Annotated in this window: 11 protein-coding genes; 6 read left to right on the forward strand and 5 right to left on the reverse strand. The window is 66.0% G+C overall.

Going from position 1 to position 17276, the window contains the following annotated elements; translation table 11 throughout:
- Positions 1-13: 13 nt before the first annotated feature.
- On the reverse strand, positions 14-1099 hold the full coding sequence (locus tag BM436_RS02450) for an Rpn family recombination-promoting nuclease/putative transposase (RefSeq protein WP_093553139.1): 1086 nt from the start codon (positions 1097-1099) through the stop codon (positions 14-16).
- A gap of 92 nt (positions 1100-1191) precedes the next feature.
- Here BM436_RS02450 and BM436_RS02455 point away from each other — a divergent pair, with 92 nt between their 5' ends.
- Positions 1192-1698: a hypothetical protein gene (locus BM436_RS02455; RefSeq protein WP_093553141.1), complete on the forward strand. Its 507-nt coding sequence runs from the start codon at positions 1192-1194 to the stop codon at positions 1696-1698.
- On the opposite strand, the gene BM436_RS02460 is transcribed toward BM436_RS02455, so the two are convergent.
- Positions 1658-2908, reverse strand: a complete 1251-nt coding sequence (locus tag BM436_RS02460) for an MFS transporter (RefSeq protein WP_371859619.1) — start codon at positions 2906-2908, stop codon at positions 1658-1660. The genes BM436_RS02455 and BM436_RS02460 overlap by 41 nt on opposite strands.
- 11 nt (positions 2909-2919) lie before the next feature.
- Positions 2920-3447: a PadR family transcriptional regulator gene (locus BM436_RS02465; RefSeq protein WP_229488810.1), complete on the reverse strand. Its 528-nt coding sequence runs from the start codon at positions 3445-3447 to the stop codon at positions 2920-2922.
- A gap of 125 nt (positions 3448-3572) precedes the next feature.
- Between BM436_RS02465 and BM436_RS02470 the strand changes: the two genes are divergently transcribed.
- Complete coding sequence (locus BM436_RS02470) at positions 3573-4271, forward strand: hypothetical protein (RefSeq protein WP_143132917.1); 699 nt, start codon at positions 3573-3575, stop codon at positions 4269-4271.
- Positions 4272-4301: 30 nt separating this feature from the next.
- On the opposite strand, the gene BM436_RS02475 is transcribed toward BM436_RS02470, so the two are convergent.
- Together BM436_RS02475 and BM436_RS02480 are read right to left on the reverse strand one after the other, a co-directional pair.
- Entirely contained in the window at positions 4302-6179 is a 1878-nt protein-coding gene (locus BM436_RS02475) for a glucokinase (RefSeq protein WP_093553147.1), read from the reverse strand.
- Positions 6180-6297: 118 nt separating this feature from the next.
- Entirely contained in the window at positions 6298-7920 is a 1623-nt protein-coding gene (locus tag BM436_RS02480) for an alpha-glucosidase (protein ID WP_093553149.1), read from the reverse strand.
- Positions 7921-8203: 283 nt separating this feature from the next.
- On the opposite strand from BM436_RS02480, the gene BM436_RS02485 reads away from it, so the two are divergent.
- From BM436_RS02485 to BM436_RS02500, 4 genes are all read left to right on the forward strand, one after another.
- Positions 8204-9799, forward strand: coding sequence for a POT-type proton-dependent oligopeptide transporter (locus tag BM436_RS02485; RefSeq protein ID WP_229488812.1), 1596 nt, complete (start codon positions 8204-8206; stop codon positions 9797-9799).
- A gap of 252 nt (positions 9800-10051) precedes the next feature.
- Entirely contained in the window at positions 10052-11866 is a 1815-nt protein-coding gene (locus tag BM436_RS02490; protein ID WP_093553153.1) for a family 49 glycosyl hydrolase, read from the forward strand.
- A gap of 83 nt (positions 11867-11949) precedes the next feature.
- Complete coding sequence (locus tag BM436_RS02495; protein ID WP_218164804.1) at positions 11950-13776, forward strand: family 49 glycosyl hydrolase; 1827 nt, start codon at positions 11950-11952, stop codon at positions 13774-13776.
- A gap of 143 nt (positions 13777-13919) precedes the next feature.
- Complete coding sequence (locus BM436_RS02500) at positions 13920-16670, forward strand: alpha-1,6-glucosidase domain-containing protein (RefSeq protein WP_093553155.1); 2751 nt, start codon at positions 13920-13922, stop codon at positions 16668-16670.
- The last annotated feature ends 606 nt before the right edge of the window (positions 16671-17276 follow it).

Here is a 17276-nt window from a genome sequence, read left to right on the forward strand (position 1 = left end):
CTTCAGGCCCGGGCTACCGCGCCTGGCCATTGAAGAGCTCAACGGGATGCACGCCATCGAGCAGTTTGCCGGTCCAGCTCTTGAGCTGCTCCGTATCCGCCGCCTCGATCAGGCCGGCCATCGCCGCGGGCAGTTCACCCAGCGACCGTTGCACCAACTCGCGGACGAGGTCTTGACGGGCCTGGCGGGCGCCTTGTTCCAGACCTTGTCGCAAACCTTGCTCAAGACCTTGCTCAAGACCTTGCTCAAGACCTTTCCGCAAGCCTTTTTGTATCGCCTCGTATTCGAACAGTTCCTCGAATGTCGCAAATTTGCGGCCGTACATGGCATGCACCTCCTCTAGCGTACTAGGTATCTTAATACCCTCGAATTGATGCTGCAAATGAGTCCGCACCCAGGATGCCACCGTCCGCCGCAATGCATCGTTTTGCTGCGAACCCAGCCAGCGCGAAATGAATGGAAGAAGCTCCAGTCCCTCGCTGCTGGGCATATGCGCCGCGCGAAACAGCGCCTTCAGGATATTGTCCGGAGGACCGCTAGCCGCCTTGGCGTAGCCGGCCAGGTCCACCAGCAGATAGCGCTGCCGCGGCTGAAGGCCTCGCAACCCGGCCGGCGCTGGCCGGGCCAGATCCTCCAGGCGCAGACTCGCATGCCAACGCTCCGCGCCGTTATATAGAACGAGCGGCAGGACCGGCGGCAGGGGATCGCCATTCCCCAGCGCGCCTTGCTTGAGCAAGTCCTGGTAAAGCAGGCCAATGTAGACCTGCATGCGCAGGGCCATCCAACGTTCCTGCCGCGACTGGAACTCGAGCACAAGATAGAGTTCTCGCGCGCCGCAGCGCACGCGCCAGACCATGTCGTCATGGCGCTGGTGGCCAGCATCGCTGGCGTAGCTGGCGTTGACGCGTTCACACGTGGCGGCATTGCACCGGCTGGCCCATGGGTAGGGCACGAAGCCGGCCAACAGCTCGCACACCAGTTCGGGATAGGCAAACAGCTGTCTGGAACTGGTGTCGTGATCGGCGCGCATACGAAAAGTGTAAGCCACGGGCGCGAACCGTTTGGGCGCGGCGCCGCGCGCCCGGGTGACGCTCCTCAACACAGGTTGCCGCCCCACCCTTCATGGTTTAGTATGGCCGCAACTTTGCGTATTTCGCTCCGCATCACCGATTCAGACAAGGCTCGTCCCACATGGTTCAGCGCTCTTCATCAAAAACCGCGGCGATCGCCGGAACGCTGGCGGGGCTGCTGGCGGCGGGCCTGGCCGCGTACTACCTCCACGGGCAACGCGCAGCTCAGCCGGCAGGCAAGCCGGTGGCGGTGGTGGCCAGCGCGGGCGGCGCGCCAGCTCCCGCGGCGCGCGCCGGCGCGCTGAGCCGGGAGCAGGCGGTGGCGGCGCTGATGGCGCTGCCGGAGCTGCGGGCCTGGTCGGAACGCATCGAAAAGAACTCGGGCGGCAAGGCCCGCGGCGCCGTCATGGAATACGACCCCGAACCGCGCGAGGTCAAGGGCAAGCGCTACTATCAGCTCAGCTTCATTGAAAACAGCGCCGACGCGGCCACCCGCTGGGAAAGCTTCCTGGTCGCCCTGCCCGACGGCGAAATCCTGGTCGACGACGACGACGGCGGCGAGGCGCTGACGCTGGACGCCTGGCGCGCTACCCGGCAGCCCCTGCTTCGGGCCGGCCCGCGCCAGTAACGGCGGCGGGCACGCTGCGCACGCGGCTTATCCACCAGATCGAAAAGGCGCTCAGCGCCATGGCCAGCCAGCCGTTGATGCCGTAGCCCGAGATACGCCCGGCCGCGTCCGTGCTCAAGGTCAGTCCGCCCAGCAGGGCGCCCACCCCGGTGCCCAACTGTTGCACGGCCGAATTGGCGCTGAGGAAGGCGCCGCGCCGCGCCGGTTGCGGCACCGTCGTCATCAACGCCTGCAGCGGCACGCCGCGGCCGGACATGGCCACCATGAAGAACGGGAACAGCGCCACCAGCGCCCACAGCGGCCAGTGCGGCAGATGCGTGAGCAGCAGCATGGGCAGCATGGAGAAGGCGGCGACGATGCGGTAGACGCGGTGCTTGCCCGCCCGGTCCGACCAGGCCCCCACGCGGCGCGCGGTGAACAGCGTGGCGAAGCCGCCGGCCAGGTATATCCACGCGACCTCGGCCGGCTTCACGCCGTAATTGGCCACCAGCACCGGCGAAATGAAGGGGATGATCAGCATGCCGGTCGCCATGTTCACGCCGGACAGCAGGAAGGCCCTCAGGTGCTCCGGCACGCGGAACATGGCCGCCAGCTCCGGCAACACCGCCGACGCCGGCGCCGGACGCGCCGCCATGTGCGCCGTCATGGACGGCATCACCGCCGCCACTGCGCACCAGATCAGCACCGACAGCCCCACCAGCAGGTAGAACGCCGAGGCCCAGCCGAAATGCGCCCCCATCAGGACGCCGGCCGGCACGCCCGCCACCGCCGCCAGGCTGAACGAGGTCATGACGATGCCGGTGGCCGCGCCGCGCCGATCGGCCGGCACCAGGTCGCTGATGATGGCCATGCCGATCGCCCCCAGCACGCCGCCGCTCAGGCCCGCGAAGGCGCGCGACAGCACCAGCACGTGGAAGTTGGGCGCCATCGCGCAGGCCAGGTTGGACAGCGTGAACAGCAGGAACATCGCCAGCAGCAGGCGTTTGCGGTCGAAGCGGTCGATATACGTCATGGCCAGCAGCCCGGAGGCGCCGGCGCACCAGGAGTACACCGACACCGCCCCGGACGCGGTGGCCGGGCTGATGGCGAACGCCTGCATCAACTGCGGCGCCAGCGGCATCATGATCATGAAGTCCATGATGACGGTGAACTGGGTCAGCGCCAGCAGCCACAAGACGATGCGCTCGCGCGCCGGAGACAAGGCAAACACCATAGGCACCCTTATTGAAGTTGATTGATATCGGCGGCGGCCTTGCTCAGGATAGCGCGGATCCGCCGCAGCCGCTCCTCGCTTGCCGTGGCGTCGCGCGCCCTGCCGATCACCGCCTCCTTCAGCGCGTGCATCAGCGCGCGCAGGTCGCCGGCGCCCTCGGCCGGCTCGCCCACGCGCGCCATCATCGCGTCCACCATTTGCCGGTTCTCGTCCAGGAAGGCCTGGCCCTCGGGAGTGACGGTGTGCAGCTTCTTGTTGCCCTCTTGGCTGATGGACACGTGGCCCATGTCGTACAGCATGGACAGCAGCGGGTAGATGGCGCCCGGGCTGGGCGTGTAGCCGCCGCCGGCGCGCTGCTCCAGCTCCTTGATGACGTCGTAGCCGTGGCGCGGCTTCTCGGCGATCAGTTGCAGCACGACATAGCGCATCGCGCCCGAATCAAACATCTTGGGGCCGCGCCCCCCGCCCCCTCGGTGGTGGCCGTGGCCGTGCATGTGGGGGTGGTGGCGGTGGTGACCCTTGAAAAAGTGGAACATGTGTTTCTCCATAAGATATATCGAAATAAGATATATCTTAAACTATTCATGGCGGAGTTCAAGGACTTTTTTTCAAGCGCGGCGGCATGCCGTATCATGTCGGCTTCACCACGAAGCCGACACCGATGTTCAAGAAACTACTGGCCCTGCTGGGCAAAAAAGCCCCGCCGCCCGCCGCCGCGCCGCAGGGCGAACCGCCGTCCGGACCGATCGCGCCCTACGCGCGGGAGGACCTGAACCTGGTCTACAACCTGCTGTTCTGCGACGACGCTTCGCTGTTCAAGTCCGGCGACGACGTCACCCGCGCGCTGTTCAGCGAGGAGGCGGAGCCCAAGATCGTGCGCGCGATCGCCGACGACGCGGACGAGGAAAGCCGCGTGCGCGTGCTGGCCTACAACTGGCTGCACGACAAGCTGCAGCCGGTGCCGCCCAAGGAAACGCTGGGTGTGGTGGTGGAGGTGGCGCTGGAGGAGGGGCTGGACGTGCTGGCGGCCTACGCCGACGGCACGGCGCGTTACATCAACCACACCGGCAAGGTGAGCGTGTATGAAAGCCACCCGCCCGAGATCGCGGCGCAGGCCAGGGAACTGGTGAAGGCGGCCAAGGGGATGGTGAAGACGCCGGTGGCCGGCATCCGCCAGCGCCACCTGCCGCCGGCCGGCGGCCAGGTGCGCGCCACGGCGCTGGCGTCGGACGGCCTGTACGTCAACCAGGGGCCGTTCGCCGCCATGGCGTCCGCCCCGCACACCGTGCCGGTGATGCAGGCCGCGCAAAAGCTGCTGGACCTGATCGTCGCCCAGGGCCGGGGCGACGGGCGGCCGTAAGGGCGCGGGCCGGCCGTCCCTTGGCCGTCCTTAGCTGTCCAGGTGGGAGATCAGCAGGCGGCGGCTCTCCGCCTCCACGCCGTCGCCGGTCTTGCGCTCCAGGACCAGCTCCGCGTTCTGCGCGTCCACCGAGATGCCGACCGACAGGATGTCGATCAGCAGCAGTTGCAGGATGCGCGAGATCATCGACAGGAAGGTGGTGCTGTCCTCCGTGTGGTCGACCGCCAGGCACACCGAGGCGCGCTTGCCCAGCGGCGACTGGCTGCTGGTGATCGCGATCACGTCCGCGCCGGCGGCGCGCGCCGCGTCCACCGCCTCCAGCAACTCCGGCAGCTTGCCCGAGTTGGAAATGGCGATCACCACGTCGCCCGGCTTGAGAAGCTCGGCCGCCAGCGTGAACAGGTGCGAATCGCCGTAGGCGGCGGTCGGAATGCGGAAGCGGAAGAACTTGTGCTGGCCGTCCAGCGCCACCACGCGCGAATTGCCCATCGCGTAGAACTCGATGCGCTTGGCCTTGGCCACCAGCGCGATGGCCTTGTCCAGCGAACGCACGTCCAGCTGGTCGCGGAATTTCAGGATGGCGGAGACGGTGTTGTCGATCACCTTCGCGCTCAGGTCGTGGGTGCTGTCGGACACGCGCACCTGGCTGTGGCGCACCGGGATGGCCCCGGTCAGGCTGCTGGCGAACTTCAGCTTGAAGTCGGCCAGGCCGGAGAAGCCCATCGAACGGCAGAAGCGGATCACGGTCGGCTGGCTCACCTCGGCCAGGCGCGCGATGTCGGCGATCGGCTCGTTCAGCACCAGGCGCGGCTGCTCCAGCACCAGCTGCGCCACGCGCTGCTCGGCCGGCGTCAGCTCGTGGTGCAGGTGCTGCACGCGCTCCATCAGCGTGTTGGCGCCGCTGCGCCCGCGCAGGTGCTCGGACAGGATGGTCGCCACGCCGTAGAAGGCCGGATTCGGCGTGGTGATCACATAGGTGGGGATCTCGGACAGGTAGCTGGTGAAGCGCCCCTTGGCCTCGAAGCGCGCGCGGAACGGCGACGTGGCGAACCACTCGCCCATGCGCGGCACGATGCCGCCGCCGATGAAGACGCCGCCGAAGGCGCCCAGCGTCACCGCCAGGTTGGCGCTGGCGCCGCCCAGCATGGCGCAGAAGCACTCCAGCACCTCCAGGCACAGCGGGTCCTTGTCGGTCAGCGCGCCGGCCATGATCTCCTGCGCGTTCAAGTCCTTCACGTTGCGGCCGTTGCGCTTGGCGATGGCGCGGTAGATGATCTCCATGCCGGGGCCGGAGATCAGGCGCTCGGTCGACACGTGCGGCCAGGTCTGCCACGCGTACTGCAGGATGGCGTATTCGCGCTCGTCGGCCGGCGCGAAGTTGGTGTGGCCGCCCTCGGAACCCAGGGTCACGAAGCCGTCCACCGTCGGGATCACGCCGGACACGCCGAGACCCGTGCCCGGCCCCAGCACGCCGATCACGGAATTGCTGGCGGCGGCGCCGCCGCCGACCTGCATCAGGTCGGCCGGCTTCAGGCCGGGCAAGGACATCGCCAGCGCCGTGAAGTCGTTCACCACCAGCAGCGTGTGCAGGCCCAGCGCGCGGCGCACCTCGTCGGTGGAGAATTCCCAATCGCGGTTGGTCATGCGCACGTAGTCGCCGCTGACCGGGTTGGCCACCGCCAGCGCCGCGTGGTTCAGGGTGATGTCGCGATGGTCCGCCAGGTAGGTGCGCAGCAGCGGCACGATGCCGGTGAAATCGTCGCATTTGAGCACGCGCACGGCGCGGAACTCGGAGGGACCGGTTTGCAGCGCGAAGCGCGCGTGGGTTGCGCCGATATCGGCCAGCAGGCGTGGACCGTCCGCGAATGCGGTGCGGCCCGATTTTTGGTCAACTTCAGCTTGTCTCATCGTCGATCGTTCTCATGCCGGAATAAAGCCCTTGAAGGCGGCAAGGATACCTGAAATACACGCAACCGTGGACAAAACAGCTACCCGGAGCCGCCCGCGGGGCGCTCCGGGACGCATCCTATCGCGCGTAACCGAACCAGGCGCCGTAAGGCGGCAGGGTGACCTGGCCGGCGGCGTCCACCTCGCCCGGCAGGCCGGGCTCCGGGATCTTCTCCGCGCCGGCCGCCTGCGGCAGCGCGAAGCTGGCCGGCGCCGCTCCCAGGTTGAACACGGCGATCACGCCGCGCTCCCCGTCCAGGTCGCGGCGCAGCGCCAGCACCGGCTCCTCGGTGTCGAAGAACACGATGTCGCCGCGCGTCAGTTGCGGCATGGCGCGGCGCCAGGCGATGATCTTGCGGGCGAAGGACAGCGGCGAGGCCGGGTTGTTCTCCTGCGCCGACGCGGCGCAGGCGATGTGCTTCGCGTCCACCGGCAGCCAAGGCTTGCCGCTGGTGAAGCCGCCGTTGGGCGACTGGTCCCAGGCGATCGGCGTGCGGCAGCCGTCGCGGCCCTTGAACTCCGGCCAGAAGGTGATGCCGTACGGGTCCTGCAACAGTTCGAACGGCACCTCGGCCTCGGTGAAGGCCAGCTCGTCGCCCTGGTACAGGCACGGCGTGCCCTTCAGCGACAGCTGCATCGCCAGCACCAGCTTGGCGAATTCCGGGCTCGGATTCTCGCCGCCCCAGCGCGACATCACGCGCGCCGAGTCGTGGTTGCCGACCGACCAGGAGGCCCAGCCATCCTTCACCCGCGCGCCGAACTGCTCGACCTGCGTGCGGATGTGCCGGGCCGAACACACCGGCGTCAACAGGTTGAAGCTGTAGGCCATGTGCAGCTTGTCGGTGCCCTCGGTGTACTCGGCCATCAGGGCCAGCGAATCGTCCGCGCCCACCTCGCCGATGGCGACCGCGCCGTATTCGTTCAGCAGCGTGCGGATCTTGCGCAGGAAGGCCACGTTCTCGGGACGGCTCTTGTCGTAGACGTGGGCCTGCATGCCGTAGGGGTTCACGTCGGACACGGTGGAGGTGTCGCGCACCAGCGCCGGCGGGTTGCTGCGCAATTCGACGTCGTGGAAGTGGAAATTGCAGGCGTCCATGCGCACGCCGTCCACGCCGCGCTCCAGCCAGAAGCGCAGCGCGTCCAGGTGCGCCTGCTGCACGGCGGGATTGTGGAAGTTCAGGTCCGGCTGGCTGACCAGGAAGTTGTGCAGGTAGTACTGGCGGCGGCGCGAATCCCACTGCCACGACGAGCCGCCGAACACCGACATCCAGTTGTTGGGCGGATTGCCGTCCGGGGCCGGGTCGGCCCACACGTACCAGTCGGCCTTGGGATTGTCGCGGCTCTTGCGGCTCTCCTCGAACCAGGCGTGGTTTTCCGCCGTGTGCGACATCACCTGGTCGATCATGATCTTCAGGCCCAGGCTGTGCGCCTTGGCGATCAGCTTGTCGAAGTCGTCCAGGGTGCCGAACAGCGGGTCGACGTCGCAGTAGTCGGAAATGTCGTAGCCGAAGTCCTTCATCGGCGACTTGAAGAAGGGCGAGATCCAGACGAAGTCCACGCCCAGCCGCGCGATGTAATCGAGCTTGGCGGTGATGCCCGGCAAGTCGCCCACGCCGTCGCCGTTGGTGTCCTTGAAGCTGCGCGGATAAACCTGGTAGATGATCTTTTCACGCCACCAGTTCGGGGCCGGTTCTTTGCTCATGATGGTTTCCAATGTGGGTGGGCGACGCGCCCGGGAGAGTGTTTGTAGACAATATACAGCAACACTTTTATTTTTTCAATCCAACGCCGACCCCGTCAAATCACGATATTTTCTTTTTAAATCAAATACTTATTTAATTTCACCTAAAAATATTCTTCATGAAAACGTAGTCAAACTACATAGAAAACGGTTTCAGTGGCAGAAACACAACTTGCATATACCAGTTGCCAAGCGCGGCACCTTCGGCATAGCATCCCGATCAGCTAAAACCCACGAGGACAATATGGCCAATCCACACACTGAAACCGAGGCGGGCAACGGCCCAATGCCCCGGCAAGTGCCGTTCATAATCGCCAACGAGGCGTGCGAACGGTTCAGCTTTTACGGGATGCGCAACATCCTCACGCCCTTCCTGATCAGCACCCTTCTGCTGTTCGTGCCGCAGCCCGACCGCGCCAGCGAGGCCAAGCACGTGTTCCACACCTTCGTCATCGGCGTGTACTTCTTCCCGCTGCTGGGCGGCTGGCTGTCCGACCGCTTCTACGGCAAGTACAACACCATCTTCTGGATGAGCCTTATCTATGTGGCGGGCCACGCCTGCCTTGCCGTGTTCGAGGACAATCTGCAGGGCTTCTATCTCGGCCTGCTGCTGATCGCGCTGGGCGCGGGCGGCATCAAGCCGCTGGTGTCGGCCTTCGTCGGCGACCAGTTCGACGCCACCAACAAGAAGAAGGCCAAGGTGGTGTACGACATCTTCTACTGGACGATCAACTTCGGCTCCTTCTTCGCCTCGCTGCTGATGCCCCTGTTCCTGAAGAACTACGGCCCGGCCGTGGCCTTCGGCATTCCCGGCGTGCTGATGGCCATCGCCACGGTGATTTTCTGGTCCGGCAAAAAACGCTACGTGCACATCCCGCCGGCGCCGCCCAATCCGGACTCCTTCACCAACGTCGCGCGCACCGCGCTGCTGGCGCGCCAGCCCGGCCAGTCGCGCCCCGGCCTGACGGTCGCGGTGGTCGGCGCGCTCGGCGCGCTCGCCTCGCTGTGCATGTCGCCGTGGTGGGGCTTCGTCATCGCCGCCTGCCTGGCGCTGGTGCTGCTGCTGGCCTTCGGCGGCATCGGCACCGGCATGCAGCTCGAACGCGCGCGCGGCCTGCATCCCGACGCCGCGGTCGAAGGCGTGCGCGCCGTGCTGCGCATCCTCATCGTGTTCGCGCTGGTCACCCCGTTCTGGTCCCTGTTCGACCAGAAGGCCTCCACCTGGATCCTGCAGGCCAACAACATGGTCAGCCCGCAGCTTTCGCTGTTTGGCTTCGAGTTCAAAGTGCTGCCGGCGCAGATGCAGGCCGTGAACCCGCTGCTGGTGATGCTGCTCATCCCGCTGAACAACCTGGTGATCTTCCCCCTGCTGCGCGGGATCGGCATCGAACCGACCCCGCTGCGCCGCATGACGACCGGCATCGCGCTGTCCGGGCTGTCCTGGATCATCATCGGCTGGATCCAGCTGTCGATGGACGCGGGCACGCCGATGTCCATCCTGTGGCAGCTGCTGCCGTACGCCGTGCTGACCATGGCCGAGGTGCTGGTGTCCGCCACCGGCCTCGAATTCGCCTACAGCCAGGCGCCGCCATCGATGAAGGGCTCGATCATGAGCTTCTGGATCCTGACGACGACGGTGGGCAACCTGTGGGTGCTGATCGTGAACTCCAGCGTCAAGAACGAAGCCGTGCTGGCGCACATCGCCACCAGCGGCATGAGTTCGATCGCCTTCCAGATGTTCTTCTTCGCCGGCTTCGCCCTGCTCACCGCCGTCGTCTTCGGCATGTACGCGGTGCGCTACAAGATGGTCGACAACTACCGCAAGGAAGTCATCCGCTAAGCCGCCCCGCCCCGAAAAAGCGCCCAGGGCTATTTATTCCGCGCCCTGGGCTTTTTTTCGCCCTCCGAATCAATCGATTACGAAGATTTGTCAACAAATACGCAACAACCTTCAAATTTGTTTACGCAATCGATTTCGTAAACGATAGACTTGCCTTCCCATTCACCGATCCGGAGGCACGCACCCTCGACCCCCTTCCCGCGCCATAAAGCATCACTTCCAATGTAGAAGTCATCGATAGCGGAGACAAACATGATCCAACAACTCGCAGTCCGGCTCGCCATGTGCGCGTCGCTGGCCCTGTGCGGCCACGCCTCGGCCGCCACCACCGTCAACAACAGCCAGCTCCACACCTGGTGGCACGACACCCACGAACTGAACAACAGCGCCCCGGTCGCCGACAACGCCGTGCGCCGCTCCACCGTCTACGACGTGCGGGTGGCGACCGACGCCGCCCAGGGCGCGCAGTACGATTCCTACGCCTACATGTCCATCCCCCGCGGAGGCCGCAACAAGTGGGGCTATTCGGACAACGACGGCGCCGAATTCGCCGACTCGGCCAACCTCACCATGAGCTGGTCCAGCTTCGTCTACGGCACCGACGTGTGGGTCCACATCACGCTCAAGGACGGCTCGTCGATCTCGTCCGCCAACGACGTGAAGATCCGCCCGTCGGCGCTGAACTTCCAGAAGGTGATGGTGGACAGCCACACCATCAAGGTGAAGGTGCCCTACTCCAGCAAGGGCTACCGCTTCTCGGTGGAGTTCGACAACCAGCTCTACACCGCCTACAACGACATGAGCGGCGCCAGCGGCGCCTTGAACAGCGCGGGCACCGGCAACGCGGTCCACACCGAGCCGCGCAACGCCATGCTGGTGTTCGCCGAACCCCGGCCGGCCGGCGACGAGGCCACGCGCCTGGTTCCCACCTCCGCCAGCGGCAGCATCCACTACCCCGCCCAGGGCATGGTCAACAACCTGGACACCATCACCCAGGAGATCGTCTACTTCGGTCCCGGCACCTACTACATGCCGTGGAACTACCACGCCAAGCTGCCCGCCAGCGTGAAGTGGGTGTACCTGGCGCCGGGCGCCTACGTGAAGGGCGCGCTGCAGTTCATGTCCGAGACGCAGGGCGTGTTCAAGGTGACCGGCTACGGCGTGCTGTCCGGCGAGAAGTACGTGTACGAGCCGGACACCGACAACTACTACGAGCACCGCGCGCAATCGAACTGCCACGCCAGCTGCGTCAAGATGCTGCGCTTCACCTCCACCAATTCGCAGCAGTACCTGGACCTGCAGGGCGTGACGATCTCCGAGCCGCCCTACCACTCCTTCGTCGTCTACGGCAACGAGGAGACCTTCCAGATGCGGGTGGAGAACTACAAGCAGGTGGGCAGTTGGTACTGGCAGACCGACGGCCTGGAGCTGTACACCAACGGCAGCATGAAGAACACCTTCTTCCATTCCAACGACGATGTGCTGAAGATCTATCACAACAATCTGGACATCGACAACACGGTGATCTGGAAGAACGAGAACGGCCCCGTGATCCAGTGGGGCTGGACGCCGCGCAACATGGACGGCGTGCACGTGAAGGACACCTACGTCATCCACAACAAGATGTACTGGAAGGACGAGAAGACCAACACCTGCGTCGTCAACGCCTCCACCCACTGGGACCCGAACGGCCAGCCGGACGCGAACAAATGGGTGCGCAACATCTACCTGGAAAACATCACCGTCGAGGGCATGACCAACTGCGCGCTGCGCCTCTACGCGCTGCAGAACACGGAAAAAGTCCACATCAAGAACCTGCTGGTCGACGGCTGGAACGACGTGGGCGTGTCGTCGCAGCAGAGCCGTTTCACGAAGATGGCGGCCGGCCTCGCGATCGGCAATGAAACCACCTCCAGCGCCGGGCTGAAACTGGAGAACTACCGCGTCGGCGGCCAATACGTGACCAAGGCCGGCGGCAACTGGCAAGGCTCCGCCCTCGGGCGCCTGAACTTCGACGGCGCGCTGTGGGACAACTGGAACGCGTGGGTGGGCTCCGGCGCGCCGTAGGCGCCGTCCCATCCACACGCAAGCGGGAGGGCCGCGGGGCCCTCCCTTCAACATCCTCAACATCATCGACATAGAGAAGAAACATGATGCATACAACCGTGGGCAAGTTCGCCCTGTGCGTGTCGCTGGCCGTCTGCGGCCAGGCCGCCGCCGGACAGCCGGCCGTCCAAACCACCGATACCGGCAAGCTCACCACCTGGTGGCACGCCGCGCATGAACTGAACGACAGCGCCCCCGTGGCCGACGACGCGGTGCGGCGCTCCACCGTCTACGACGTGAAGGTCGCCACCGCCGTCACGCCGCAACACCGCTACGACTCCTACACCTATATGTCGATCCCGCGCGGCGGGCGCGGCAAATGGGGCTACGAAGGCAGGGACGGCGCCGAATTCGCCGACGAGGCCAATCTCACGATGAGCTGGTCCAGCTTCGTCTACAGCGACGACGTGTGGGTGCACGTGACGCTGAAGGACGGCTCCACCATCCACTCGGCGGACGAGGTCAAGATCCGCCCCGGCGCGCTGAACTTCGAGAAGGCCATGGTGGACGAGCGCACGGTGAAGATCCGCGTGCCTTATTCGCCGGACGGCTACCGCTTCTCCGTGGAGTTCGACAACCAGCTCTACACCGCCTACAACGACCTCGCCGGCGTCTCCGGCGAATTGAACAGCGCGGGCAACGGCGCCGCCGTGCACACCGAGCCGCGCAACGCCATGCTGGTCTTCGCCGAGCCGCGCCTGACGGGCCAGAAAGCCAGGGAGCTGATACCGAATCCGTCCAGCGGGGCCATCTACTATCCGCCCCAGGGCCGGATCGACAACCTGGACGCCATCACGCAGGACACCGTCTACTTCAAGCCCGGCACCTATTACATGCCGTGGAACTACCACGCCAAACTGCCCGCCAGCGTGAAGTGGGTGTACCTGGCGCCGGGCGCCTACGTGAAGGGCGCGTTCCAGTTCATGTCCGAAACGCAGAAGCGCTTCAAGGTGACGGGCTACGGCGTGCTGTCCGGCGAGAAGTACGTGTACGAACCGGATACAGACAACCACTACCAGCACCGCGCGCAGTCGAACTGCCACGGCAGCTGCGTCAAGATGCTGCGCTTCAGCTCCACCGACGCGCAACAGGAGCTGGACCTGCAGGGCGTGACCATCGCCGAGCCGCCCTACCACTCCTTCGTCGTCTACGGCAACGAGGACACCTTCAAGATGCGCGTCGACAGCTACAAGCAGGTGGGCGGCTGGTACTGGCAGACCGACGGCATCGAGCTGTACACCGGCGGCGCCATGCGGAACACCTTCTTCCACGCCAACGACGACGTGCTGAAGATCTATCACAGCAACCTGGACATCTCGAACACGGTGATCTGGAAGAACGAGAACGGCCCGGTGATCCAGTGGGGCTGGTCGCCGCGCGATATCGACAATGTGCACGTGAAGGACACCCACGTCATCCACAACCGCATGTACTGGAAGGACGAGAAGATCAACACCTGCGTGCTGAACGCCTCGCCGCACTGGGACGCGAACGGGCGGCCGGACGCCTCGAAGTGGGTGCGCAACCTGTTCTTCGAGAACATCACGGTCGAGGGAAAGACCAACTGCGCGATCCGCCTGTACGCCTTGCAGAACACGGAGAAGGTGCACGTCAAGAATCTGCTGATCGACGGCTGGAACGAGCTGCCCCACACCGCGCAGGCCAGCCGCTTCCGCAAGCTGTCCGGCGCGCTCGCCATCGGCAACGAGGCCGCCAACGGCGCGGGCCTCAAGCTGGAGAACTACCGCGTGGGCGGCGAGTACGTCACCAAGCACGGCGACAACTGGCGGGACAGCGCGCTGGGACGCCTGAACTTCGACGGCGAACTGTGGGACAGCTGGAACGCCTGGGTGGGCGACGGCGCGCCGTGATCCGCTGGCGGCAACAAGGGCCAAAGGCGTAGATTCCGTAGTAAAGCTACAGTATTTGGATTACCATATCGGGGTAATTTAAGCTGCAATACCCAATTTTGTAGCCCTACTACCTAAAATACAAATCTAGCGGAGAAAAGTCTATGGCCGGGAAGTCACAGGGCGTGCGTGGTCACGGGGGTAAATTGTCGCTGGGCGCGGCGCTGGTGCTGACGGCTTTCGGCGCCCAGGCGCAAACCGGCGCGCCGGACCTGGCCAGCTGCGACGCGCCGTTCCAGACCGTGTTGCAGCAATCGGCCGCCTTCGACGCGCGCGCCGTGTGGCTGGACCGGCAACTGGCGAAATGGCCGGGCGCCGACGCCGCCTCGTCGTTCAAGCTGTATCACTCCGCCACCGGCCGCATCGACGCGTCGCCGGGCGCGAGGGTCGGTGGCGCGGACGGCTCGCTCGCGATGACGCCGCACACGGGCGGGATTCCCGCGCACCTGGCGGCGCGCTTCAAGTACCTCGCCGCCGGCCCCGTGCTGGCGGTGTCCGCCGCCGACCAGGCGCGACTGCCCTCGCTGCTCAAGGGGCAGTTGGTGCTGGTGCGGGAAGCCGCCGACGGCACCGTGCGCGACGCCACCACCTTGCAGACCGCCGGCGCGCTGGACGACATCTACGCCGCCGCGAACCAGGTGGACGGCCTGGGCGTCACCGTGGGCAAGGCCCGCACCGGCTTCAAGCTGTGGGCGCCCACCGCGCGCCAAGCGGCGCTCTGCGTCTACGACACCGGCGACGCCAAGGCCTCGTCCATCGAAGCGCTGCGCTTCGACACGGCCACCGGCGTCTGGTCCGCCAACAAGCGCGCCGACCTGTCGGGCAAATATTACAAATACCTGGTGGACGTGGTCGCGCCGGGCATGGGACTGGTGCGCAACGCGGTGACCGATCCCTATTCCGTCAGCCTGACCACCGATTCCCGGCGCAGCTACATCGCGGACCTGGACGCGCCCAAACTGAAGCCGGCGGGCTGGGACAAGGCCAGGCCGCCGACGAAGGTTGCCGCGCAAACCGACATGTCGGTCTACGAACTGCACGTGCGCGACTTCTCCATCAACGACGCCACCGTGAGCGCGGCCAACCGCGGCAAGTACACGGCCTTCACGGAGGCCGGCTCGAACGGCATGAAGCACCTGGCCGCGCTGAGCAAGGCCGGCCTCACCGATATCCACCTGCTGCCCGTCTACGACATCGGCTCGGTGCCGGAGAAGAACTGCGCCGAGCCCAGGCCCGCCGGCGCGCCGGACGGCGATAGCCAGCAGGCGCTGGTCGCCGCCACGCAGGGCAAGGACTGCTACAACTGGGGCTACGATCCCTACCACTACAGCGCGCCCGAGGGCAGCTACGCCACCGATCCCGCCGACGGCGCGCGCCGCGTCATCGAGTTCCGCCAGATGGTGATGGCGCTGCACAAGGCCGGCCTGCGGGTGGGCATGGACGTGGTGTACAACCACACCTACATCGCCGGCCAGAACGAGAAGTCCGTGCTGGACCGCGTGGTGCCGGGCTATTACCACCGCCTCGACGCCAAGGGCGGCATCGAGCGCTCCACCTGCTGCGACAACACGGCCACCGAGAACATGATGATGGCCAAGCTGATGATCGATTCGGCCGAGCTGTGGACGCGCCACTACAAGATCGATTCCTTCCGCTTCGACCTGATGGGCCACCAGCCGCGCGCGGCGATGGAAGCGCTGCAGACGCGCGTGGACAAGGCCGCCGGCCGGCCGGTCAACCTGATCGGCGAGGGCTGGAACTTCGGCGAAGTGGAGAACGGCGCGCGCTTCGTGCAGGCCTCGCAGCTGTCGCTGAACGGCAGCGGCATCGGCACCTTCAGCGACCGTGGCCGCGACGCGGTGCGCGGCGGCGGGGCGGGCGACGGCGGCAACGACATGTTCGCGCGCCAGGGCTATATCAACGGCCTGGTCTACGACGCCAACACCCACGCCGGCCAGCGCCCGCAGGAGGACTTGCTGCGCGCGTCCGACCTGGTGAAAGTGGGCCTGGCCGGCACCTTGCGCACCTACCAGCTGAAGACCTACAAGGACGCCGTGCAGGAGCTGCAAGCCATCGACTACGCGGGCCAGCCGGCCGGCTACGCCAGCGAGCCCTCCGAAGTGGTGAACTACGTGGAGAACCACGACAACCAGACGCTGTACGACGTGAACGTGTTCAAGCTGCCGGTGTCCACCAGCGGCGCCGACCGCGCGCGGGTGCAGATCCTGGGCGCGGCCATCAACACCTTCAGCCAGGGCGTGGCCTATTACCACGCGGGCATGGACATCCTGCGGTCCAAGTCCCTGGACCGCAACAGCTTCGAGTCGGGCGACTGGTTCAACCGCCTGGACTGGACCTACCAGGACAACTACTACGGCGTGGGCCTGCCGCCGGCGGCGGACAACGGCAAGGACTACGCGCTGCTCAAGCCCTTGCTGGCGAACGCGGCGATCAAGCCCGCGCCGGCCGACATCGCCTTCGCGCGCGACGCGTTCAGGGACCTGCTGAGGATACGCGGCGGCAGCACGCTGTTCCGCATGCGCACGGCGGCCGACATCAAGCGGCGCCTGCATTTCCTCAACACCGGCTCGGCGCAGGTGCCGACCGTGGTGGCGGCGCGCCTGGATGGCGCGGGCTACGCCGGCGCGGGATTCAAGACGGTGACCTACCTGATCAACGTGGACAAGGTTGAGCAGAGCATCGTGGCCGAGGGGGAGAAGGGCAAGCGCTACCGCCTGCATCCGGTGCACACGGCGGCCGGCGCGGCGGACCAGCGCGCGAAGGAGGCGCGTTACGACGGCGCGACGGGACGGTTCACCGTGCCGGCGCGCACCGCCGTGGTGTTCGTGGAATAATCAAACCAACGGCAAAGCGAGGGTCAGACCCCTTGGGTCTGACCCTGGATTCCGCAACTGGTTTTAAGGCGCGATCAGCGCCACGCCACCCTTGACCGGCAGCGTCACTTCCCCGTTCCTCACCACCGCGCTGGCGCCCGAGTAGTAGTCCTTCACCTTCTGCCCGTCGGCGAACGCGCCCCCCACCTTGATGGTGCTGCGCGCGGCCGCCGGCACGTCCAGCGCCACCACCACCTTGTCGCTCACGCCGTTCTTCTCGTAGACGCGCTTGAAGGTGTACGGCCGCTCCGCCACCTTCTCGTGCACGCCCGCGCCGACGGCAGGATGCGCGCGGCGGAACCGGCCCAGCTTGCCCCAGTGCGCGCGCACGTCGGCGATCCTGTAGCCCGCGCCCCCATCCTTGCGGGCCACGTTCTTCGCCAGCTCGTCCCAGTTCATGAAGGAGCGCAGCTTGGCGTCGCCCTGCGCGTCGGCGATGTTGAGCAGGCGCGCCGTCTCGTCGCCGTAATAGATTTGCGCCGCGCCCGGCGCCAGCAGCAGCTTGTTGGCCGTCTCGAAGGGCTTGGCGCGCGCGCCGTCGAATGGACCGCCATCGTCGTGCGAGGC

This window comes from Pseudoduganella namucuonensis, from assembly GCF_900116645.1.
Classification (GTDB): Bacteria; Pseudomonadota; Gammaproteobacteria; order Burkholderiales; family Burkholderiaceae_D; genus Rugamonas; species Rugamonas namucuonensis.